Origin of the sequence: Gluconobacter cerevisiae, assembly GCF_015244675.1 — a bacterium.
In the GTDB taxonomy this organism is placed as follows: domain Bacteria; phylum Pseudomonadota; class Alphaproteobacteria; order Acetobacterales; family Acetobacteraceae; genus Gluconobacter; species Gluconobacter cerevisiae.
Map to the genome: position 1 here is coordinate 1 of NZ_JABCQO010000013.1, position 23,009 is coordinate 23,009.

The 23,009-nt window shown below is 57.6% G+C and carries 20 protein-coding genes; 13 read left to right on the forward strand and 7 right to left on the reverse strand.

Annotated elements, in window-relative coordinates; translation table 11 throughout:
- Nucleotides 1-107 precede the first annotated feature (107 nt).
- Nucleotides 108-1,373, reverse strand: coding sequence for a glycerate kinase type-2 family protein (locus HKD21_RS12630; protein ID WP_194255987.1), 1,266 nt, complete (start codon nt 1,371-1,373; stop codon nt 108-110).
- A gap of 375 nt (nt 1,374-1,748) precedes the next feature.
- On the opposite strand from HKD21_RS12630, the gene HKD21_RS12635 reads away from it, so the two are divergent.
- On the forward strand, nt 1,749-1,955 hold the full coding sequence (locus HKD21_RS12635) for a cold-shock protein (protein ID WP_024717199.1): 207 nt from the start codon (nt 1,749-1,751) through the stop codon (nt 1,953-1,955).
- 54 nt (nt 1,956-2,009) lie between these two features.
- On the opposite strand, the gene HKD21_RS12640 is transcribed toward HKD21_RS12635, so the two are convergent.
- Complete coding sequence (locus HKD21_RS12640; RefSeq protein WP_194255988.1) at nt 2,010-2,915, reverse strand: LysR family transcriptional regulator; 906 nt, start codon at nt 2,913-2,915, stop codon at nt 2,010-2,012.
- Between the two features lie 109 nt (nt 2,916-3,024).
- Between HKD21_RS12640 and HKD21_RS12645 the strand changes: the two genes are divergently transcribed.
- Complete coding sequence (locus HKD21_RS12645) at nt 3,025-4,071, forward strand: YeiH family protein (RefSeq protein WP_228121469.1); 1,047 nt, start codon at nt 3,025-3,027, stop codon at nt 4,069-4,071.
- 7 nt (nt 4,072-4,078) lie between these two features.
- On the opposite strand, the gene HKD21_RS12650 is transcribed toward HKD21_RS12645, so the two are convergent.
- A complete protein-coding gene (locus HKD21_RS12650; protein ID WP_194255990.1) occupies nt 4,079-5,146 on the reverse strand; it encodes a saccharopine dehydrogenase family protein in 1,068 nt (355 codons plus the stop codon).
- 120 nt (nt 5,147-5,266) lie between these two features.
- Here HKD21_RS12650 and HKD21_RS12655 point away from each other — a divergent pair, with 120 nt between their 5' ends.
- On the forward strand, nt 5,267-5,695 hold the full coding sequence (locus HKD21_RS12655) for an Lrp/AsnC family transcriptional regulator (RefSeq protein WP_194255991.1): 429 nt from the start codon (nt 5,267-5,269) through the stop codon (nt 5,693-5,695).
- Nucleotides 5,696-5,699: 4 nt separating this feature from the next.
- On the opposite strand, the gene HKD21_RS12660 is transcribed toward HKD21_RS12655, so the two are convergent.
- Entirely contained in the window at nt 5,700-7,130 is a 1,431-nt protein-coding gene (locus HKD21_RS12660) for a carbohydrate porin (protein WP_194255992.1), read from the reverse strand.
- Between the two features lie 303 nt (nt 7,131-7,433).
- Here HKD21_RS12660 and HKD21_RS12665 point away from each other — a divergent pair, with 303 nt between their 5' ends.
- From HKD21_RS12665 to HKD21_RS12675, 3 genes are read left to right on the forward strand one after another with little or no spacing between them, the layout of a single operon-like run.
- A complete protein-coding gene (locus HKD21_RS12665; protein ID WP_194255993.1) occupies nt 7,434-8,414 on the forward strand; it encodes an ABC transporter ATP-binding protein in 981 nt (326 codons plus the stop codon).
- Entirely contained in the window at nt 8,411-9,235 is an 825-nt protein-coding gene (locus tag HKD21_RS12670) for an ABC transporter permease (RefSeq protein WP_194255994.1), read from the forward strand. The genes HKD21_RS12665 and HKD21_RS12670 overlap by 4 nt, the downstream gene beginning before the upstream one ends.
- Before the next feature lies 1 nt (nt 9,236).
- Nucleotides 9,237-10,058: an ABC transporter permease gene (locus HKD21_RS12675; protein ID WP_194255995.1), complete on the forward strand. Its 822-nt coding sequence runs from the start codon at nt 9,237-9,239 to the stop codon at nt 10,056-10,058.
- 9 nt (nt 10,059-10,067) lie between these two features.
- On the opposite strand, the gene hpxZ is transcribed toward HKD21_RS12675, so the two are convergent.
- Nucleotides 10,068-10,469, reverse strand: coding sequence for an oxalurate catabolism protein HpxZ (hpxZ, locus tag HKD21_RS12680; protein WP_194256011.1), 402 nt, complete (start codon nt 10,467-10,469; stop codon nt 10,068-10,070).
- A gap of 280 nt (nt 10,470-10,749) precedes the next feature.
- On the opposite strand from hpxZ, the gene HKD21_RS12685 reads away from it, so the two are divergent.
- From HKD21_RS12685 to HKD21_RS12715, 7 genes are all read left to right on the forward strand, one after another.
- Nucleotides 10,750-13,974, forward strand: a complete 3,225-nt coding sequence (locus HKD21_RS12685; protein ID WP_194255996.1) for an efflux RND transporter permease subunit — start codon at nt 10,750-10,752, stop codon at nt 13,972-13,974.
- Nucleotides 13,974-15,158 (forward strand): efflux RND transporter periplasmic adaptor subunit, encoded by a 1,185-nt coding sequence (locus HKD21_RS12690; protein ID WP_194255997.1) that lies wholly within the window; start codon nt 13,974-13,976, stop codon nt 15,156-15,158. The genes HKD21_RS12685 and HKD21_RS12690 overlap by 1 nt, the downstream gene beginning before the upstream one ends.
- Before the next feature lies 1 nt (nt 15,159).
- Complete coding sequence (locus HKD21_RS12695; protein WP_194255998.1) at nt 15,160-16,734, forward strand: efflux transporter outer membrane subunit; 1,575 nt, start codon at nt 15,160-15,162, stop codon at nt 16,732-16,734.
- Nucleotides 16,735-16,877: 143 nt separating this feature from the next.
- Nucleotides 16,878-17,210 carry a hypothetical protein gene (locus tag HKD21_RS12700; RefSeq protein WP_194255999.1) on the forward strand — a complete coding sequence of 111 codons (333 nt, stop codon included), beginning with the start codon at nt 16,878-16,880 and terminating at the stop codon, nt 17,208-17,210.
- Nucleotides 17,211-17,266: 56 nt separating this feature from the next.
- Complete coding sequence (locus HKD21_RS12705; protein ID WP_194256000.1) at nt 17,267-17,647, forward strand: VOC family protein; 381 nt, start codon at nt 17,267-17,269, stop codon at nt 17,645-17,647.
- Between the two features lie 91 nt (nt 17,648-17,738).
- On the forward strand, nt 17,739-18,749 hold the full coding sequence (locus HKD21_RS12710; protein ID WP_194256001.1) for an MYG1 family protein: 1,011 nt from the start codon (nt 17,739-17,741) through the stop codon (nt 18,747-18,749).
- Between the two features lie 116 nt (nt 18,750-18,865).
- A complete protein-coding gene (locus HKD21_RS12715; RefSeq protein WP_194256002.1) occupies nt 18,866-20,509 on the forward strand; it encodes a phospholipase C in 1,644 nt (547 codons plus the stop codon).
- Between the two features lie 82 nt (nt 20,510-20,591).
- On the opposite strand, the gene HKD21_RS12720 is transcribed toward HKD21_RS12715, so the two are convergent.
- On the reverse strand, nt 20,592-21,944 hold the full coding sequence (locus tag HKD21_RS12720) for an inorganic phosphate transporter (RefSeq protein ID WP_194256003.1): 1,353 nt from the start codon (nt 21,942-21,944) through the stop codon (nt 20,592-20,594).
- A gap of 145 nt (nt 21,945-22,089) precedes the next feature.
- Nucleotides 22,090-22,911 carry a DNA/RNA non-specific endonuclease gene (locus tag HKD21_RS12725; RefSeq protein ID WP_194256004.1) on the reverse strand — a complete coding sequence of 274 codons (822 nt, stop codon included), beginning with the start codon at nt 22,909-22,911 and terminating at the stop codon, nt 22,090-22,092.
- Between the last annotated feature and the right edge of the window lie 98 nt (nt 22,912-23,009).

Sequence of the window (23,009 nt, forward strand, 5' to 3'; positions counted from 1 at the left end):
TCTGGCGCTCAGACAACAAAAATACCTCACTCACAGGCCTACCCTCCATCGGTAAGCCTGTGAATCACAACCTCTCGCTCAGTTCAATAAATTAATAGGTCCTGAGCCTAGTTTTGACGGATTAGGATTGCCCTGAAATCGTTGACGTTCGTCTCTGTCGGTCCCGGCACGAACAGATCGCCCAGAGCCTCGAACGCTGTATAAGCATCATTTTCCATCAGAAGATCGACAGGACTGAACCCCTTTTCCCGCAGCCGTTCCATGCTGCCACCATCGGCGAACGCCCCAGCATTATCTTCCGACCCGTCAATGCCATCGGTATCCGCCGCAAGTGCCACAAACGGCAGCCCTTCCGCCGCAAGTGCAAAAGCCAGAAGAAACTCCGTGTTCCGACCGCCTCGCCCCTGTCCGCGTATCGTCACCGTGGTTTCCCCACCCGATAAAATGACGACCGGCCGTCTGAACGGCCGATCCCTGAGAACGACCTCTCTCACGAGAGCGGCATGAACCTTGCCAACATCCCGGGCCTCCCCTTCGATCGCATCGGACAGGATCACAGGGTAAATCCCCGCCTGCCGCGCTTTCTCCGCCGCTGCTTCCAAAGACAGATGCGCTGAAGCAATCACACGGACACTGTGCCCGCTGAAGACCGGATCGGTCGCTAGTGGCGCCCGGCCTTCCTCCCCGTCCAGCCAGGACTGGATCTTCTCCGGAAGTCGCAGTTTCCAAGTCTTCACGAGACGACGGGCCTCTTCGCGCGTTCCCATATCCGGCACGGTCGGGCCTGAGGCCACCTGCGCCGGATCATCAAACGGAACGTCGGAAACTACCAGAGACACCACCTTCGCCGGAGCCGCTGCCGCAGCAAGACGACCACCCTTGATACCGGAGACCTGCTTGCGGATGCTGTTCATAACCGAAATTGGTGCCCCGGATGCCAGCAGAATACGGTTCAGTTCGGCCTCATCCGCAAGCGTCATCCCCGGTGGTGGGCACGGAAGCAGGGCGGACCCGCCGCCACAAATCAGCGCCACCACGAGATCATCCGGTCCCAATCCTTTGACGGCATCAAAAAGCGCTTCCGTTGCTTTCAGACCTGCTTCGTCCGGCACGGGGTGCGATGCTTCCAGCACACGGATAAACCGCGTTGGACACACATTCCCGTAACGGGTGACAACCACACCGCTCAGCGGGCCCGTCCAGACACGCTCAAAAGCCGCTGCAAGCTGGGCAGCTCCTTTTCCGGCCCCGATTACAACCGTTCGTCCTTTCGGAAGCTCGGGGAGATGCGCTGACAGAATCTGATCTGGCTCCGCCGCACCAACAGCAGCCTCAAAAAGTTCTGTCAGGAATGCACGATCCTGAAACATCATTGTCTGTTCCTGTCTGTCCATCTTGCATAAAAGCTGTTGAGCATCTTGTCGTCACAATCAAATATTATTGTTTATCAATCATTTTTTTGAATCTGAAATCTTCAAGCTGAATGATATTTTATTCCAAACACAAAAATTATGGTTATCTGAAAATAAATTCACGGAAATTCTGCATTTAATATTTGGCCGCGTTACAATTTAAATCTCTTTCAGAAATTTTTTCCCTTGCATTTTTGAAAAACATGGCGCCTAACTAGAGATGGCAGGTGCTCTTGAGTGAGTTTTCGGCGCGTGTTGCGCCATTCGTTCTCCTTAAGTGTTATGATTTCGTGTGTATCTTGTACACGACTGCTATTGTTAAAAAGGAGCCTCGTTATGGCAACAGGCACCGTAAAATGGTTTAACTCCACCAAGGGCTTTGGCTTTATCCAGCCTGACAACGGTGGTCAGGACGCGTTCGTTCACATCTCTGAACTCGAGCGCGCCGGAATGCACACTCTGAACGAAGGCCAGCACGTCTCTTACGAGCTCGAATCTGGCCGTAACGGCAAGACATCGGCAGTGAGCATCAAGGCAATCTAATTGCTCTGATGTGCACTCTGGTGTACAGAAAGCCGCCCGTCAGGGCGGCTTTTTTTATGCCTGATTTTCCGATGCGCCCCAAGAAACCTCAATACACGCTAGCATACCAAGCAGGGCGTTAGCGATCGGGCTCTGATAACGCTCCTTATGACGCATCCCATAAAAAAAACGGCTCTCAGGAATCTGCAGGATTGCGTGCAGCGTCCCTGCACGTAACGCCGGCGCCACCACCAGAGACGATAATGCCCCGATGCCGGCACCAGCCTCTATGGCAGTCCGCACACCTTCATTTGAAGGCAGCACAAGACCAATATTCAGATCTTTCGTAAGGATATCACGCGCGCCCAGATACTGTTCAAGAGTTGAACGTGTCCCGGACCCGTCTTCGCGCATGACCCAATCCTGTTTGCGCAGCCAGACGTCATCAACCTGCGCCGGGAGCAGAGAACTGGCCTGCACAAGAATGAGATGGTCTTTCCCCACCGGCCATTGAGCCAGTGCAGGATCGTCAACAACGGCTTCTACAATCCCGACCTCGGCCTCCCCTTCCCGAACCATACGGGCCGCCTCCTCCGTGTTGCTGATCGCCAGTTCGACCTCGATTTCGGGATATTTCTGTCGAAACGCTGCAAGGATCCGAGGAAGCCAGTATGCGGCAATGGTCTGACTAGCAACAGCTCTCAGCGTACCTCGCCTCAGACCGCTGATGTCCCTCAGGACATTTTCAGCGACGGCTGCCTGAGCAACCACCGCCCGCGCCTCGGGCAGAAACAGACGTCCTGCATCGGTCAGACTAATCCCTCGACCGACCCTATGGAAAAGCTTGATCCCATAACGCGCTTCCAGAACCGCAATGGCAGCCGAAACAGCAGACTGGGTCACGTTCATGGCCTGACTTGCGGCCGTAACATGCTCGCGTTCCGCAACTGCGATGAAAAGACGAAGCTGATCGAGTGTCATAGAGTTCTTCTAACACAATCAATCTGATTTTCCGATTGAAACCAGAAAAATTACTCGTTGGAATGATGTATTCTCTTCAGCCTAGATGTCTCCGGCAAGGGAGATCATCATGCACATATCCTGCTTCAGAAACCGTCCGATCTTCAGACTCTCCGGTATCGTGGGCGCAAAGCTGCCTGGCATCGCTCTTTGTGCGGGCATTACCGTGCTGGCTTTTGAAGCGGAGAAAATCGAACAGGCATTTCTACAGAAGGCTTGGCTTGAAATGCTCAATCTGGCCCTTGTCATTGGCGTCGGCCTCCGCTCGGTGTCCAATCGAAGCCGGATTTTTGATTCAGGGATCAGGTTTTGTTCAAAATCCCTTCTTGATGTTGCCATCGTTCTTCTCGGAACCGGCTTTAGCATGGCAGGGATCGTCTCGGCAGGACCCGTCATGATTGCCTGTGTCTTCGGGATTGTCAGCTTCAGCCTGGCCTTGACCGTTCTGATCGGACGAATGGCCGGCCTTTCCCGTTCACAAACCCTGCTCGTAGCCTGTGGTAATTCGATCTGCGGAAATTCTGCCATCATGGCGGTCGCACCCGTCATTCATGCCCGCGACGAAGAGATTGGTGCAACTCTCGCCTTCACTGCCGCAGGTGGCCTTGCCGTCGTTCTCGGGTTACCACTCCTTCTGCCGTTCCTCCAGTTATCCGATATCGCGGAAGGCAATGTTGCCGGACTGACTGTCTATGCCGTTCCACAGGTCATGGCAGCAGCATCACCTTTTGGGGCTGCTGCCTTGCATACCGGGACACTGGTCAAGCTCATGCGCGTCCTGACACTAGGACCGGTATGCATTGTCCTGTCGCTTCTGTTCGCCCGTAGAGAGGGTCCGTCAGTGACGCGTCCGAACCCATGTCGTCTCGTTCCGTGGTACATCACGGGATTTTTGATGATGATGATCTGCCGGTCTTTCAGTCTTATTCCCGAAGCAGTCCTGCCCATCCTCAACAGCTTCGCCACAGCCCTGACCGTTATGGCAATGGCAGCCTTGGGGATGAGCATTGATATCCGGTCCGTCTTCAAGGCCAGCGGACCATTGATGCTTACGGTCGTGTTGTCTCTGGTCGGTCTTGTCAGCGCCAGTCTGATGCTGGTGAAGGTCCTGACCTGACGCAGTCCTACCGGTAGATTTTCCCGTATCGGTTGGCCAGATAATCGGCCAGCGGAATATCTTCCTGTCGCACAAAACCCTTCGTTGGGATTTTTCCTTCTGCCAGCAGATCCAGAACGGCGCAGATGGACCCGGCCGTCGTGAGCTGGATTGCCGTACGGAATCCTCCCATGAAATCCTGAGACTCAATGGAACGCGCGACCGTTTCCTGCTGGAGTTTTCCGTCCTTCAGGCCGGTCACGATAACAGAAAGAACGACCAGATCCTGAGTGGTGCCCGGAATGGCATGCGTAAAAATATCCTGAAGGATATGTCGCCGCTCCGACAGACGCAGATCCGACAGCAGAACCTTCATGATATCCCGGTGCCCCGGATAGCGCATGGTGCGATAATTAAGTTCGCGCACCTTGCCTTCATAGGTCTCGCACAAGGAGCCTAGACCGCCCGACGTATTGAAGGCTTCATAAGTTACGCCATCGACGCCCAGCGTCTCAACACCGTCCAGAGCGGGAACTACAACGCGCCGCCCGTCCACGATCGCCTCGCATGGCTCGATATATTCGTTAATCAGACCTTCCGTGCTCCAGGTCAGGTTATAACCCAGCGCGTTGGACGGAAACCGCGGAAGGGCCCCGACCCGTAGCCGGATCGTCTCGACCTCATCGAAATGCTGTGCCAGATCATGCGCGGCAATAGAGACAAAACCCGGCGCCAGACCACATTGTGGAATGAATGCGCTGGACGCCCCTTCGGCCAGCGCCCGCACATCTTTCGTGGAGGCGACATCTTCCGTCAGATCGAGATAATGCGTGCCTGCCGCAGCAGCCGCTTTTGCGATATTCCGCGTCAGATGAAAGGGCAGCGCAGAGAGAACAGCGAACTGGCCCTCCAGCAGCGCTGGATCCAGTCCTTTTGCAATATCCACCGTTCTGCGCCTGACACCTTCCGGCAGGACAAGCGCCTGAAGGTGATCCGCATGACAGTCCAGTAGCGTGACGCCATAGCCTCCGTGATGGAGAAGCTCCGCAATGGCTGAACCGATCTTTCCCGCGCCTGCAACCGTAACCTGCTTCATGATCATATCCTGTTTCGGAAGTGTTATGACAGCATCACGATCAGAGCAGACGGATCTCAAGTGGCATCCAGACGATGAAATGCAGTTTCCATCGGCAGATTGCCGGTTATAACTGGCAGAATGACGGATTCACTGGATCAGGCCCTGCTCGACATCCTGCGTCGCAATGCACGCACGCCCACAGCTGCGCTGGCGCGTAGGCTCGGGATTTCACGCACAACCCTTCAGGGACGCATGGAACGTCTGGAACGACAGGGCCACATCCGCGGCTACACACTTGTGGAGAATACTGACGACGACCTGCTTCGCGCGCATGTCTCGATCGTCATCACGCCGCGCCATAGCCAGAAGGTAGAGCGCGACCTGAAAACACTTCCCGAACTCCGGGAATTACACGCAGTCAGCGGCGCTTCGGACCTGATTGCCATACTGGGCGCGGCCACCACAGAGGCCATCAACCGTGCCATTGATGATATCGGTCAGATGGAAGGTGTAGAGAGGACGGTATCCGCCATCATCCTCTCCACACGCTTTCGCAAAGGGAACTGATCCCTTAGAGAGCGGCGTTGAAAACCATTCCCAGAACTGCCGCGTCCTTATAACGGGTCGTTCCACCAAGACGGTTAAAATACTGGAAGTCCGGCTGTAGCGTCAGACCATTCATGATGTGGAAACTATAGAAAAACTCATAAACGTTCTCATGCGACTGAACACCGTGCGGAACACCGAAATTGGTGGACTGGAACGGCAGACCATTATCAAGCGACGCTTCCTGTTGCAGGATCGCAGCCCGGCTGAAGTTCATCCACTGATACGCAATACCCCACGTATCCAGCGGGCGGCCCCAGAGCTTGCCAGTATCAAGCAGAGAGCCAACCAGATGATGGTTCATCGCAGACGTCTGACCCGAAGCATAGGAATAGTATCCTGCCAGCATGAGGCCGTTCATCGGGCCATCGCCATGCCGGATCAGCATCTGATCCATCAGCACCCAGACAGACGTCTGGCCGCTTTGATAGCGCGGATTGCGGCCACTCAACACCCAGGCCTGCCCTGATCCGTCATCATACAGATCGTGATAGCGCGAGTTATCGTACATGGCGCCGACCTTGTAATGGCCGATCAGCTTGTCCTTGCCAAACTCCGGAATCCAGCCCAGTTCGACCTCGGTGGAGAGCTTACCAAGCCCGCTCTGCGCCCAGGACCAGCCGGAAATGCCGCCATTATACGAATGGGGAGATACGGCAAACAGGCCGCCCATCAGGTAGAGATGCGGGTTCGGCATCAGACGCAGAACGGTACCCATATTGCCCGACGGCCAGTCACGTCCGCCATTGAGGTACTTGGTCGGCGTGACGTTGCCGCACATGGAGACGTTCGCGAAGCTGCAAAGCCAGGGAGAATTATTGAAGAACGTGCCCGTCGGGATCCAGCCAGCCGCCAGATCCACCTTCCGGTTAAACCACGCTTTCTCCGCATAAGCCCACACGAGATGCGCCACGACATTGCCACGCGCGCCATAAATCTGCTGGGCCTGCGTGACGTTATCGCCGATATCACCGCTCAGGTTCCGGCCATGCCCGTTCACCATCAGTGTATGCAGCCACAGATCCTTGGACCAGTCGCCACCCAGAATCTGATGCCAGTCCAGATCAACCGTCACACCGACCTGCCCGGCATTCGTCTCGGTCTGGTGACGCCCACCCGTCACATTACCCATAAGACTTTCATACACATCCACCGCAACATAGATGCCATGCTTCTGGAGCCAGGGCTGCACGCCGCCCCATGTCCCGAGCATATGGGTCGTGCCGTAAGGCGCACCAAAGGACGGCGGTCCATACGGAGACTGGAGAAAACCCGGAATGGTCGTGGACAGTGGAGGAACCGGCTGCGTCTCCGACCCCATAGGGGCAGGATTGGTCAGATCTTCCGAACTTGCCTTGCTCTTGCTGCTCTGCGCCTGAGCAGTACCGGACCCCATTGTGAGCACCCCCAACCCGCAGGCGAAAGCGAACGACAGGACAGAACCGGATCTGCGGCAAGCCGCACCAGTAGGAACCAACCTCAGGAATTTACTCACATGCCTCAAACCAACTTCCCCTTGAAGAGCCAAAAAACGCGAAATACAGGGATGCCATGATCCGCACCCTTAAGTAAAATTCACTTTACAGAAAGAGCTTTGTTGCAGGAAGGCACAAAACAGTGAGACAATTGAAACAATAAGACTTTATTTTATAAAATAAGATCACGCCAGTTTTCATTACCCTCCCACCCCGGAATCCTCATGCAGTCTTCCCACCCCGCCTCTGATGCCATTACCGTCAATAACCTCCGGAAAACCTACCGGATCCGCGAAGGAGGAAGCTGGCGCGGCAAAACACGTGAGATCGTGGCGCTGGACGGAATTTCTTTTTCTGTTCCCAAAGGCCAGATCGCCGGATTCATCGGCCCGAACGGTGCAGGAAAATCCACGGCTATCAAGATCCTGTCCGGAATCCTGCGTCCCACCTCCGGCGAAGTACAGGTGAACGGGCTGGTGCCCTGGACAAACCGTGTGGCCCATGTCGCGCGGATCGGGGTTGTCTTCGGCCAACGTACCCAGCTCTGGTGGGATCTGTCGGTCGGTGAAGGTCTTGCCCTCCTGCGGGATATTTACGGCGTCGATCCTGAACGCTTCGCCCGCAACCGCGCCCGTCTGGCTGATGCGCTCGATCTGGGCGGGATCATGGATCAGTCTGTCCGCCAGCTTTCGCTCGGACAAAGAATGCGCGCCGAAATCGCCGCCTCCCTCATCCACGACCCTGAAATCCTGATTCTCGATGAACCCACCATTGGCCTCGACGCACCGTCCAAACTCGCTGTCCGGGCGTTTGTCCATGAGCTTAGCCGGGACCGGGGCACGACGGTCCTGCTCACCACTCATGACATGCATGATATTGAAGCGCTGGCCGAACGTGTGATCGTCATCGGGCATGGTCGTATCCTTGCGGACAGTCCATTTGAGGACCTGCGCATGACAACCCTGTCCGAACGTATTCTCGAACTGGATTTCCATGGTACGCCGCCCGAACTGGCACTCCCGGCAGGAGCGGTCGAAACCTCCCGCGCACCACACAGCCTCACCATCACATTCGATCCGCGCCAGATCCCGGCCCCTGCCCTTGTTGCCCATGTTGGACATCTGCCTGGGCTCGACGATCTGAGGATCAGCCGCCCCTCGATCGAAGAGATCATCACACGCTTTTATGCGGACCACGCAGCATGACGCTCCGCCCCTATCTCACGGCTTTCGGGCTGCAATGGAAGATTGGTCTGCGATACCGTATCGCGGTGGTGGCCGGACTGGCGGCGCAGATGTGGTTCGGCGCCGTAACGTTGATGGCTTATGCCTCTGTCTATCACGCCGCCCCGGACGTTCAGGCTCCGCTCTCGCTGCGACAGGCCATGACCTACACCTGGATCCAGCAGTCCCTCTTCACACTTCTGCCGCTGGGCTGCCTGCCCGCCATCGGAGACGCCGCCAAAACAGGCGCCATCGTTTATGATCTGCTACGCCCGGTCGATATGTGGAACTGGTGGCTGTCAGCCAGTCTGGCGCGTCTGCTGGGCAATGCCATACCCCGTGCAGTCCTGCTGGCCTGCGTGGCGGGTCCGCTGGCCATGCTGGTCGGTCTCGGAGCATGGAGCCTCGCGCCACCAGCGGATCTGGCGGCGGCGGGACTGTCGCTGATTTCCATCACGCTTGGCGCACTGCTTTCAGCTACCATCGTCATGTGGTGGAATATACTGACAGCCCGCACGCTCTCCCCACTCGGCAGCTACGCCGTCGGAACGCCACTGGCCGTGCTGCTGTCGGGAATGCTCCTGCCGCTGCCGCTCTATCCCGACTGGATCCGCCCCTTCCTGCTCGCACAGCCTTTTGCCGGAATTACCGACATTCCCATCCGCATCTATCTGGGCACGCCCATTCCGGGGGGCGTCGCAACCGGGCTGGGCCTTCAGCTTTTCTGGCTGACGGCACTGACCCTTCTCGGACGCCTGTGGATGCGCCAGACGGTCAACCGACTGGAGGTGCAGGGTGCCTGACATGACACATACCCCTCGCACGCTCAGCGCCCTTGGTCTCTATCGCCGCATGGCAAGTGCCTCGATCGTGGCGCAACTCCGCTATCCCGGCACATTCGCCATTCAGGCCATCGGCAATTTCGTCACGACCCTGCTCGGCTTCTTCGGCATCTGGAGCCTGTTCAGACGCTTCGGTAGCATTGCCGGCTGGGATATCGGCACGGTCGCCGTTCTTTATGGCCTTGTGAACGTGGCATTTGCCGTGGCCGAAACGCTGGGGCGCGGCTTCGAGGTCTTTGGCGGCGAGTACGTCCGCACCGGAAGCTTCGACCGCCTGCTCCTGCGGCCACGCTCGACCCTGCTTCTGCTTCTGGGCCACGAACTGCGCCTGCGCCCCATAGGACGTTTCCTTCAGGGCGCGTTCGTTCTCATCGCGGGATTATGGCTTGCCCCACACGTCCAGTGGAGCGCCGTTCTGGTTCTGCCGCTCGCCATCGCAGGCGGCGCAGCCATGTTCCTCGGCGTCCTGATCGGACAGGCCGCACTGTGCTTCATCACGGTCGAGGGGCTGGAAGTTGTGAATGTCCTGACATACGGCGGCGTCGAGGCCGGACAATACCCACTGACCATGTTCGGCCGTTGGCTCCGGCGGTTCATAACGTTCGTCCTGCCACTCGCAGCAGTCTGCTACTATCCGGCTCTGTTCAGTCTCAATCACCCAGACCCGCTGGGTATGCCGATATGGATCGGCGCCCTGTCTCCGATTGCAGGCTTTGTCTTTCTCGGCGTCATGGTCCTGATATGGAACCGGGCAGTTGCAGGCTACGTCTCCAGCGGAAGCTGATTGCCGCGCTTAAGATCCCGTGCCCATCAGCGACACATGCGCGGCAATGATCTTCCATCCATCGGGCGTGCGGAACCAGGTCTGGCTCTGACGCCCGATCTTCTCAGCCCCGATGCGCCGGAACTCCAGATCCACCGTCGCCACATCCTGCCCCACAGCCGTAATGACACGACGCAGGACCTCCCGCGGCGGTGACCCTCCCGCCCGCGCCCGGCGGAAGGCCTGGATTTCCTCAAACCCGTAGAGATTCTCCCCCACACCGTAACGAACCGTTTCCGCACCTTCGTAAAAAAATGCGTCCAGTTCGTGCAGGATATTCTCGCTCAACGCCTTTTCATAACGATCGGACATCGCAGTCACCTCCACACAAACCTGAGGATCATTCAGCGCAGGAAAAGACTTCAGCGTCATCATTATGTCTCCGGCAGGCCTGTCAGAAAGAGTTTTTCCATCCACACAGAACATATCATTCCACAGAAAAATCTCCATCTGGGGAGATGTCGGAAAGTAACGGAAGTCTATATTAATTTTTATAAATATAGATTCATCCGTTCAAATCATAAAAAATTTTTAACAGATTCTGAAAAGTAAAAAACAATCCATAAATCACGATTTAAAAGACGTTATATTTCATCCCTCCTATTGTCCCGGTTTCCCTTCCTTGCTCAAAATCTGTTGGGAACCGAGCTGAATGAATGCCATCGTCGTCACCGCGCTAAGGCGACCGCTCACCTTTGTCGTCCTGTCGATCATGATCGTGCTGCTTGGCGTGATGTCGATCTTCAAGACGCCGACCGATGTTTTTCCAAACATCAAGGTTCCGGTAGTCGCGGCAATCTGGACCTATCCGGGGCTCCTGCCTCAGGAATTTGCAGGCCGTATCACCTATAACTTCGAACTGGCCGTTACCACGACCGTTCAGAACATCGAGCATATGGAGTCCAGCTCCTATTACGGCCGCTCGATCGTCAATCTCTATTTCCAGCCCGGAACATCGGTCGGCACCGCCGAAGCCGAAGTGTCGGCCATCGCACAGACCGTGCTGCTCGGGCTCCCGCCCAAGGTGCCGGCGCCGATGATCGTGGCCCTGAACCCCTCACAGGTTCCGGTCATTGCGCTTCAGATGACGTCTGACAAACAGACGCCGTCCGATCTCTTCAAGCTCGGTGTCATTCGCGTTCGTCCGCTTCTCGCCACGGTTCCCGGCGCCATCGTCGCCCATCCTTATGGCGGCATGGACAGCTTCGTCATGGTCTCTCTGGACCAGAAGCAGCTTCAGGCTCATCACCTCTCCGCCGCAGACGTTCAGGCCGCCCTGACCGCCCAGAATATCGTTCTGCCAGCAGGTGACCAGAAGATCGACGCAACGGACTGGATGGTCCAGACCAATGCCGCTCCTGAATCCATGGACGATATCGCCAATATTCCGGTCAAGCGCGTTGGCAATGCGGTCATCTATGTGCGCGATGTGGCCTCGGTCTATCGCGGTGGCCATCCCCAGACGAACCTCGTGCTGGTCAAAGGCCGCCAGGGCGTCGAGATGATCACCCAAAAGGGCGGTACGGCTTCCACGCTCGATGTGGTCGCGGCTACCAAGGCCCTGCTTCCGCGCCTGAAAGCAATCCTGCCTCCTGACGTCCATATCTCCATCCTGTCCGACGCCTCCATCATGGTGAAGGATCAGATCAAGGATGTGGTTCAGGAAATGATCACCGCGTCGTTCCTGACCGGGATCGTGGTTCTGCTCTTCCTTGGCTCCTGGCGTTCGACAGTCATCATCGCGACTTCAATTCCCCTCGCCATCCTGTGCTCGATCATAGCGCTTGGCTGGGCCGGTCAGTCGATCAACGTCATGACACTCGGCGGTCTGGCACTCGCAGTCGGCATCCTCGTGGACGATGCTACGGTGATGATCGAGAACATCGACGTTCACCTTGAAATGGGCAAGGATCTCGAAACCGCCATCATCGATGCGGCAAACCAGATCGTTATCGCGACTTTCGTTTCCACGACCTGCATCTGCATCGTCTGGCTGCCGCTGTTCGAGCTGGATGGCGTCGCAGGCTATCTCTTTATGCCGATGGCCCTTGCCATCATGTTCGCGATGATCGCGTCCTTCATCCTGTCGCGAACTCTCGTTCCGACCATGGCGAAGTACCTTCTCGCAGGCCATGTGCATCACCCCGTCGGCGCGCCCGGCCCCGATGAAGACCCGCACGGTATCCATGACTCTGCGATCGACATCCCGAACCCGCACGCAACCCAGCGCCCGCCATCAGGCTTCTTCAGCCGCTTTCAGAAAGGCTTCGAGGCACGCTTCACCAGCTTCCGTGAAGGATACAACACGGTCCTCACACGCTGCGTGGAACGCCGTGGTGCTTTTGTCGGCATCTTCATGGTGCTCTCCATCGCGTCCATGGGGCTCTATTTCGTCGCTGGACGGGACTTCTTCCCCGAAGTGAAATCCGATGCCCTCCAGATGCACATGCGTGCACCACTGGGAACGCGAATTGAAGTCGCAGGCCGTATCGCCGCACTCGTGGACGATCGCATCAACCAGCTTCTGCCGGGCAAGGTCGAGAACATCATTTCGAATTGCGGCCTTCCCGAAGGACCGCATAACCAGGCCTTCATCCCGACCCCATCCATCGGGACGCAGGATTGCGATCTGACGATTGCCCTGAAGAATGCTCAGTCCCCCGTCTGGGATTACCGCGCCCTTCTGCGCAAGGACCTCTCCAAGCGCTTCCCGGGAACGGTCTTCACCTTCCAGCCTGCGGATCTGACGAACAAGATCCTGAACTTCGGCTCCGCCGCCCCCATCGACATCCAGCTTTCCGGCCCGGATGCCATGGAGAACTACAACTACGCCAAGCACCTGATCGGGCTGATCCGCCAGATCCCGGGTACGGCAGACGTGAACATCCAGCAAACGATGTCCACGCCAACACTGATGGTGAATGGCAACCGAACCTTCAGTCAGGCAACCGGTGTGACGGAAAACGATCTTGCAACCAACGAACTGCTGACACTTGCCGGTTCCGGCGTCGTGGATCCGCAGTTCTGGCTTGACCCGGTCGACAATGTCACCTTCCCGCTCAACGTCTACACGTCACAGGACCAGCTCACCCATCTCAATGACCTGTTGACCATCCCGGTCGACAAGGGAGACGGCGATCCCAACGACAAAACCCAGCTTCTGGGCGCCATTGCCAATGTCGTGGCAGCTGGCACCCCGGGCGAAGTCTCGCACTACAACTCGATGTCCGAAATCGACATCTATGTGAACATCGAAGGCACCGATATGGGTTCCGTGCTAGACAAGGTGCGTCAGGTCGTCGCCCACGACGATCATAACAAGCCGACCTCCGCCGAAGTCGATATCCACGGTCAGGCCACAACGATGGCAAGCGCCTACAAACAGCTTATCATCGGTCTCGCGATCTCGATCGTCCTGATCTATCTGCTGATCGTGGTGAACTTCCAGTCCTGGCTGGACCCGTTCATCATCATCACAGCCCTTCCGGGCGCACTGGGCGGCATCGCGTGGGCTCTATTCCTCACACAGACACGCCTGTCCGTCCCGGCTCTGACGGGTGCCATCATGTGCATGGGAACCGCAACCGCGAACTCGATCCTCGTGGTGTCCTTTGCCCGTGAACGCCTCGAAATCCACGGCGATGCGCTCAGGGCCGCTATCGAAGCCGGTTATGGCCGTATCCGCCCGGTCATCATGACCGCGCTGGCCATGGTTGTGGGCATGATCCCGATGGCCATGTCGAATTCAACCAACGCGCCTCTCGGTCGCGCCGTGATCGGCGGACTGATCGTCGCAACGATCTCGACCCTCCTCTTCGTTCCCTGCGTCTACGCAATCCTCCACAACCGCACATCGCGTCAGAAGGAAATCGCCTGATGGCTACCTCCCCCAAAATCATCGCCGCTGCGGGAGGGTGCCTCCTCGCGCTCTATGTCGGCTATATCGTCGTTGACCGCATTCATGTCTCTACTGCCCTTGCAGCAGAGACGAAGGAAAACGCTCTGCCCGACGTTGCCGTCGTCAAGCCGATCCAGTCCCCCAAAAAGGTCGCCCTGACGCTGCCCGGCAACATCGATGCCTGGTATCAGGCGCCGATCTATCCGCAGGTCTCGGGCTATGTGAAGATGTGGTACAAAGACTACGGCGCCCGCGTGAAGCAGGGTGACGTTCTGGCTGAGATCAACGCCCCGGCACTGGACGCGCAATACGCACAGGCGAAGGCCGACCTCGCGTCGATCATGGCAAAGTACAACCTGTCCAACGTCACGCTCCAGCGTTGGCAGGCCATGGGTCGTTCCCAGTCCGTCTCGGGGCAGTCTGTTTCTGTCGCACAGGCCGACCAGCAGTCCGCCAAGGCGCAGGTTGAGGCTGCCGAACGCAATGTTGCGCACTTCGAAGCGCTCGAACGCTTCAAGACGATCGTCGCGCCCTTTGATGGCATCGTGACTTCGCGTGACATCAACGTCGGCGACTATGTCCATGACGGCGGCGGCAACCTCAACGCTGCGGGCGCGGCCTCCGAGCTTTTCACCGTCGCAGATGTACACAAGCTGCGTCTGTTCGTCTCCGTGCCGGAAGTCTTCCAGTATGTTCTTCAGCCGGACATCACGGCTGAAGTCACCGTTCCGCAGTTCAAGGACCGCAAGTTCACGGCGAACTTCCTGACGACCGCACGCGGCTATGATCCGAACACCCGGACCTCCACCACAGAATTCGAAATGGACAATCCGAACGAAGTCCTGTGGCCGGGCACCTTCGCTTCGGTGGAGCTCAAGGCGAACAACGAGAATTCGCATCTCTACGAAGTTCCCACCAGTGCTCTGGTCTTTCAGGAAAAGGGCATGCAGCTCGCAGTTGTGCGGGACGACAACACAGTCCATTTCCAGAACGTGACGGTCGGACGCATGGCCGATACGGCAACGGAAATTCAGGCTGGTATCGGCCCGAACGACCGCGTGATCGCCAATCCGCCCGCAGATGTGCTCGAAGGCGACAAGGTCAATGTGACCGTGCCGCAGCGCGGCTACAACCAGTCCGGCTTCGGAAAAGAGAACGAGTAAGATGATCCCATCCTTCTCCCGCCTTCGCCGCACCGGTCTGGTCTGCGGCACCGCTCTGTCGCTGCTCGGTCTGTCCGCGTGCGATCTGGCGCCCACCTACAAGGCTCCGAACCTTGTCGTCCCTGCCTCATGGCAGGGGCAGGCACCGTTTGCCGTGGCCACACCCGCGGATACGGCACTTCCCACCAACTGGTGGACCATGTTTCAGGACCCGTTGCTGAACGATCTTGAAGCCCGCGCCACATCAGATAACGGCGACATTCAGGCCGCTGCCGAACGCTTCATTCAGGCACGCGCACTTGTCGTGGCCGCGCGTTCGGAATTGCTGCCGCATGTCAGCCTCGAAGCTGGGGCGTCGGACAACAAACAGTCCGCTGACCGCCTGTTCCGCAACGGTGCGACCCAGACCCAGACCGAAGAAGAATACGGCGGTCTGGCATCATGGGAGCCTGATTTCTGGTCATCCATCCGCAACCGCGTTCGCGAACAGAAGCAGTTCGCCCAGCAGCGCGCGGCCGATTTCGCGATAGCCCGCCTGAGCACACAGGCTGAGCTTGCCCGCGACTACATCCAGCTTCGCGGTTATGACGCGCAGGATGCGATCTATGCGCAGTCCATCGGATACTACGAGCGCGCCGTCCGCATTACGGAGAACCAGCTCCAGAATCAAGCAGCGCCGCGCCTCGATCTGGCACGCGCACAGGCGCAGCTCTACACCACACAGGCGGCGCGTCTGGACATTCAGGCTGCAAGGCAGGTTACGGAGCATGCCATCGCGGTGCTGACAAACAGTTCACCGTCAAGCTTCCATATCCCGGCCAGCCCGCAGTTCCATTTTATTCAGCCGAGGATCCCCACGGACGTTCCCTCCACCCTGCTCCAGCGTCGTCCGGACATCGCCTCCTCCGAGCGCGAAATGGCACAGGCCAATCGTGAAATCGGCATTGCGCGTGCGGCCTTCTATCCGCATATCGCCCTGCGCCTGAATGGTGGTTTCTCCGCCAACGGCTTCGATCTGGCCAATCTTGCCAACTCGCTTTGGACCTATGGCGCCACGCTCGACATGCCGCTCTTTGATGGCGGACTGCGTCGGGCGGAACTTCAAAGAACATGGTCAGCCTATCGGGAAACGCGCGACGGCTATCGCATGAAGGTTCTGTCTGCTTTCCGCGAAGTGCAAGACGGACTGTCCCTGACCGAACGTCTGACCAAGGAAAACGCGGCGCTGGAACAGGCTGTCAAAGCCAATCTTGCCACGCAAAACATGACCATGACGCTCTATCAGGGCGGCGTCGGAACCTATCTTGAGGCCATCTTCAGCCAGGAAAACACGCTGGAAAGCCGCATCCATCAGGTCGAGATCGCAACCCGTCTGTACCATGCGGACGTGGACCTGATCCGCAGCCTCGGCGGCGGCTGGACCATCCGCGACCTGCCCACAATGGACCAGACCCTGTCCATTACGCCGTTGCAGTATGATAACCTGCACCACCCGAAACCCGTCGGGGATGTCACGACGTCCCAGCATCCAGAGCAGTTCGAGAACCTGACGACTGGTCTGCCAGCAACACGGTAAATAAATGTTTGGTCCTGACCGATGTCGTTCCGGTCAGGACCAAACGGGGCATTGACCTTTTCGCAAGGAGCGATCCAATAAGCATTCAGGTTCTACCGGGCCTATGCTTTATCCCGTTCCCTGCCACGAGTAGGCTCTGCTTCATGCGTTACGTTCTTCTTTCCAGCGTTCTTCTGCTTACCTCCTGTTCTTCTGCCCCGTGGGTCACAGGACATACTGACAGCAAATGCATCCGCGAACAGATGGTGAGCGGGGCCAACGGCAATGCCCACCCCTTCTCCGCAGCCGCAGAATTCTGTGCTGCTGCCATCCGCAAGGAAAACAAGGGACATGGCCGCCTGCTAGACGTGCGTGACGACATGACCCTTCAGGCGATGGCGGAAAACCCGGATTACAATACCACCGGGCTCTCATTCGTACCGCGCAATTCCAAGACGAAAATTCCCGGCGGAATCCGCAATATCAATATCGACTGATCCTGCGGAGAAACCATTTCGTCCTCCCGCAATCCGTCACCAAGGAAAGTCTTTCCATGTTCAGCCACATCACGCTGGGTAGCAACGACATCGCCCATTCCAAAGCATTCTATGACGCAACGCTTGGCGTCATCGGCTGTACGGCCGCCGAACCCGATGCCAAGGGGCGGCTTGTTTATGCCCATTCCGGTGGTCGTCTGATCATCACGAAGCCCCTGAACGGTGAACCCGCCACAGGCGCCAATGGCGGAACGGTCGGCTTTGCCATGAGCAGCCCCGAACAGGCGGACGCCTGGCACAAGGCCGGCGTTGAAAACGGTGGCGAGGCCATCGAAAACCCGCCCGGCATCCGCCACACCGCAACAGGCGACCTCTACCTTGCCTATCTGCGCGATCCGGATGGCAACAAGCTCTGCGCCGTGCATCGGGTCGGCTGAAACGAACTCTGGCAGGAAGGTTGTCTGCCGGGCTAGCCTGCGGCATGAAAGGGGCCAATACGTTCCTTTTTCCTGTCGGCAGGTTCCCAAGATGTCTAACCATACCCCCATTGGTCTCGAAAACGGCTCGGCGCCTGTCACGGCACTCACCCATTCGGGCAACTTTCATGTCGACGAGACCATGGGCTATGTCATTCTACACTATGCCCTTGCGCCGCAGGGGGATCTCCGCGCTCGGGTTCTGGAAGAAAAATCCGCCGATCGCCTGACATTCATCCGAACCCGCAATCCGGACGTCATCAAATCTGCCGATATCGTTTTCGACGTAGGCGGCCTCTACGATCCGCCGCATGGCCGTTACGACCACCACATGAAGGACAAGCCCCTTCGTGAAGACAGCACGCCTTATAGCGCGGCTGGCCTTCTGTGGAAGGATTATGGACACGCGGCTATTCGCAACATTCTGAGCGCTCCGGTCGATGACGCCACCGTGGATCTGATCTGGCAGAGCCTCGACAAGTCCCTGATTCTGCCAATTGACCAGGATGACAATGGTGTGGTCAAGATGGGCAAGCTCTCGCTGGCAGACATCGTCTCGGCATGCAGCCCGCCATGGGATACGGCTGAACTTTACGGAAAGCAGGAGGCCCGCGCACGGGAATCTCTCGGTTTCGCCAATGCCGCCACAGCTGTCGCCTCGCATCTGGTCAATGTCGTGGACCGCATCCGTGCCAGCCTTAAGGCAACGGACCGCGTCGTCGCGGCTTATGAGAGCGCCGAAGACAAGCGCATTCTCGTCATGGAAACGGGCATGCCGACAGAAAAGGTTATTTTCGAGCGCGACCTACCGGTGGTTTACGTCGTCTCCCCCGCAGGGCCGGAGCAGTGGAACGTCAAGGCCGTTCCGCCTGTTCGTGGCGATTTCGGCCAGCGTGTTTCCCTGCCGGAAGCCTGGGGGGGTCTGGAGCGGGACAAGCTGGCCGCCGTTTCTGGTGTGTCTGATGCCGTATTTGCCCATCCTGCCCGCTTCATCTGCGGCGCGACAAGCCGCGAGGGCGCCCTCCGCATGGCTCAACTGTCTCTGCAGATCGCCGGCGTCTGAGACGAAAACGTCTCAGGTCAGAGCGTTGATCTTCAAATAAGTTTCTTCATCGGAAGTCGGTGTTGCCGCTAGGAAAGCTCCGAATTCCGGATTTTTCAGCGGCGGACCACTTTTTGATGACGAACCTTCCTTTACGTATTCCTGTTGCGGCGATCGGTCTGTGCCTGACATGGCCGTTTGCCATTCATGCAGCCGATACGTCCCCTCCGACCAAGACGCCAATCAAACATCTGGTCGTGATCTATCAGGAAAACGTCTCTTTCGATCACTACTTCGGAACATACCCGAAGGCTGCCAACCTCACCGGCGAGCCTGAATTCCATGCCCTAGCGGAGACACCGCGTGTCGATACGCTCGCCACGGCTGATCTGCTGAGACACAATCCCAACACGATCCTGGGCAATGGCCGGGACGCCTCACTGCCCTTCCGGCTGGATCGCACACAGGCCGCAACAGCCGACCAGAACCACGGCTACACGGCCGAACAGCGGGCCTACGATCACGGACGATCCGACCTGTTCCCACGCTATACCGGACGCGGACTGCCCGGCGGCGTCGGTGCGTTTGGCACCAGAGGGGAAGTCATGGGTTATTTCGACGGCAATACCGTCACGGCAATGTGGCGCTATGCACAGCGCTTTGCCATGAGCGATGCGGCCTATACGGACACATATGGTCCCTCCACGCCCGGCGCTCTGGAAGTGGTGTCCGGCCAGACCAACGGTCTCCAGATCAAAACCACGACGCAGAAGCCTTCAACACTGCATGCCGCATCGCCTTATGTCGGAGACGGCCAGGGCGGCTGGACCATGATCAATGACATTGATCCCGCCGACGATGTCTGCTCCACCCCTGACAATCAAGTGCGGATGACCGGGCCGAATATCGGGGATCTGCTCAACAGGCATGGAATCACCTGGGGTGGCTTCATGGGGGGATTCGACCTTTCACTCCACAATTCCGATGGCTCAACAGGGTGCCAGCGGCAGACTCTCTCCCCGACCGTCAGCCAGACCGTGGTGGATTATATCCCGCACCATAACTGGTTTCAGTATTACGCCAGTACGGCCAATTCGACCCATGCACGACCGTCTTCCGTAGCTGCCATCGGACACAGTGTGCGCCCCGACAACGGCCAACCGGACCCCGCCCACCACGAATACGATCTTCAGGATTTCTTTGCTACGACGAAAGCAGGAAACCTTCCCGCCGTTTCTTTCGTGAAGATGCCCGCCTGGCAGGACGGTCATGCGGGCTATTCGGACCCGCTGGATGAGCAGAAGGGCGTCGTTGAACTCGTCAATTTCATCCAGGCCCGACCGGAATGGCGCAATACCGCCATTTTCATCGCGTACGACGATTCAGACGGGTGGTACGACCATGCCTTCGTCCCTCCCCGTCATGGCTCCACCGATCCCGAAGTTGATCAGCTTGACGGGCCGGGACAGTGCGGAACTGCAGCGCGCCCTCAAGGGGTTCGTGGCACTGAAGTGAATGGCCGGTGCGGGCCGGGGACACGAACTCCCCTGCTGGTACTCTCACCCTGGGCGCGGACGAACTATGTCAGCCACACCTTCCTGACCCAGTCTTCTATTCCCCGCTTCATTGAAGACAACTGGCTTCAGGGCGAGAGACTGGGCAAAGGTTCTTTCGATGCGGACACGAATTCCCTCGAAGATCTGTTCGATTTCAATCGCAAGCCCAGACTGACTCCTCTGTTTCTCGATGCCGGAACGGGCGCTGTAAGACCGCAGCCCTGAAACGACAAAGGGACGCGATAACATCGCGTCCCTTTGTCGTCATGGCCGAAGCATGAAAGCTCCGGCCTCTGATGAAGATGCTTCAGGCGAGAAGGTAGAACACCGTCGCCGCCACACAGACCGTCACCGGCAGTGTTAGCAGCCAGGCCATCACGATCTTGCTCAGCATCTTTTTGTTGATGCCCGATCCCGCAGCCACCATCGTTCCAGCCACACCGGATGTGATGATATGCGTTGTAGAAACCGGAAGACCTGTATAGCCCGCCGTCATAATCAGGCCCGCACCAACAACTTCCGAAGCCGCACCCTGTGCTGGCGTCAGATGCGTTGTTCCAATACCTTCACCCAGCGTCCGGACGATGCGCTTGTAGCCGACCATCGTGCCGATCCCGAGGCAGAGCGCACTCAGCAGACGCACCCAGGCCGGAGCGTATTCAACGGTCGGGCGGAGTTCGGATGCGAGACGGGCAGCCTGTTTCTTTTCAGCATCTGACGCAGCAGGGTTAGCTGCGACAGAGCGAAGGCCGGACAGAACCTGATACACATCGCCGCGCAGTTCAGCGGGCACCTCGGAAGGGCCATCCGTCTGTGACAGACGGTTGATCGACGCGATGGCATCTTCCTTGAAGGAATACCGGTCATACTGCGTCACCAGCGGGAGCGCCTGCTGTGCGTCCTGACGGATCTGCTGAATGCTGACAGGAGATGACGGGTTCAGTGCAAAGGTTGCGGGCATGATGCCGATAATCGTCAGCATGATCAGACCGATGCTCTTCTGACCGTCATTGCTACCATGCGAAAAGCTGACGAGCGTGCAGGTCAGAACCAGAACACCGCGTACGATCGGGTTCGGTTTCTGGTCAGGCGTCGGCGCCTTGTACATTTCCGGCATCTTCACGAGCGAACGGATGAGGAAATACAGCAGGAGCGCGCCCACAAACCCCAGCAGAGGCGACACGGCCAGTGCACGAAGCACTTTCCAGATCTGGCTCCAGTCCACGCTGTGTCCCAGTTCACGAGCGTGAACGAAGGAGTCACCGATGGCAATGCCGACCAGCGAGCCGATAACGCAATGTGAGGAAGAGTTCGGAATTCCGAACCACCATGTCATCAGGTTCCAGGCCAGAGCCGTGCCGAAAAGAGCCACCAGCATTGGAACAGCCGGATTTCCGCTCGGAGGCGAAAGCACATCCGGTGGGAGAAGCTCCACCAGCGCGTAAGCGACGGAAATGCCGCCCAGAATCACGCCCAGCAGGTTCATCAATCCGGACCAGACGACTGCTACAGTCGGCTTGAGCGAATTGGTATAGATGACGGTTGCAACAGCATTGGCCGTGTCATGAAAGCCATTGGCAAATTCAAACACACAGACCAGAACAAAGCAGAGGCATAGCGCAACGAGCGATACCGCCGAGGAGGGGTCAAAATGAAACATAAATCCCGGATTCCGTTATTCTGTCTCCTGCCTTAATCCATTTAATAAATTTTTAGTTATGACGTTTCTGCTTTTCATAAAATCTTCACAGTCATAGTCTGAAACACAACAGTATACGGCCCTGTTTTCAGGAGTAGTGTTTCAGTCAAGGCACAAGCGCTTTCACGAGAGCTTTGAGGGCTTTCTGTGCGGCTTTCGATCCCCATTCCCGCAAAAGTTCACGTGCCTGAGGCTGTTTCGAGAGCGATTCAGGCGTTTCCCTGATCGGGGGCATAGCGCTGACATGATCTTTGATGTTGGCCGGAAGTGCAGGGAAAGGATCAATATTTACCAACTGCGTCAGCAGCGCCACACTGGTAATCCGGCACGTCGGACGATGCGTGTTCAAACACACATATGCTCCCGTTCCGTTGACTGCGGGGTCGTAAATAGCCTTCCACGTTACCGCAGGAACCGGAATACGCCCCTTCCCGATCGTCCGCACATCATCCGGATCATAACCCGGACCTGTGACGACAAAGATTTCACCTTCCTGCCGCGCCCAACCCCTGACAGCACTTTCAACGCCTTCCCACGGACCACGATTCAGCTCCTCTGTCTGCGGGACGATATTGGACAGCAGGAATGACTCCTGCTGCGCCATCAGCCCGGCTTCGTCACCGCTGGGCGTCATATGCCCCCGGTCATAGCCTGACGACCGATAATCGTTCAGAGTAGCCCGCATATTGAAGGGAAGACGCTCATCAGCGAAAAAGCTCCCCTGCCGACGCGTGCGGTCCGCAATCTCCAGATTTTCTTCCGTCAGGTCCTCCGCAGACCAGAGCGGCCCCTTGGTCGCTTCTGAGACAAGAACGGCATACCCGGAGTTGCAAAGCTGAACCGTGCCGATCCGCGCCGTTTCCCGCAGGATTGACGGGGACTGTCCCTCCGCGAACAGAGCCGGGCATGTCTCCGCTCCAGCCGACATGGAAAAAATAAGGGACAGAATGGGAAAGGACAGAAAATATTTCAAAAGCGGCCGGTCTCATGACGTCAGTTCCGGGAGCGGCCGGTGTTAATGGATCA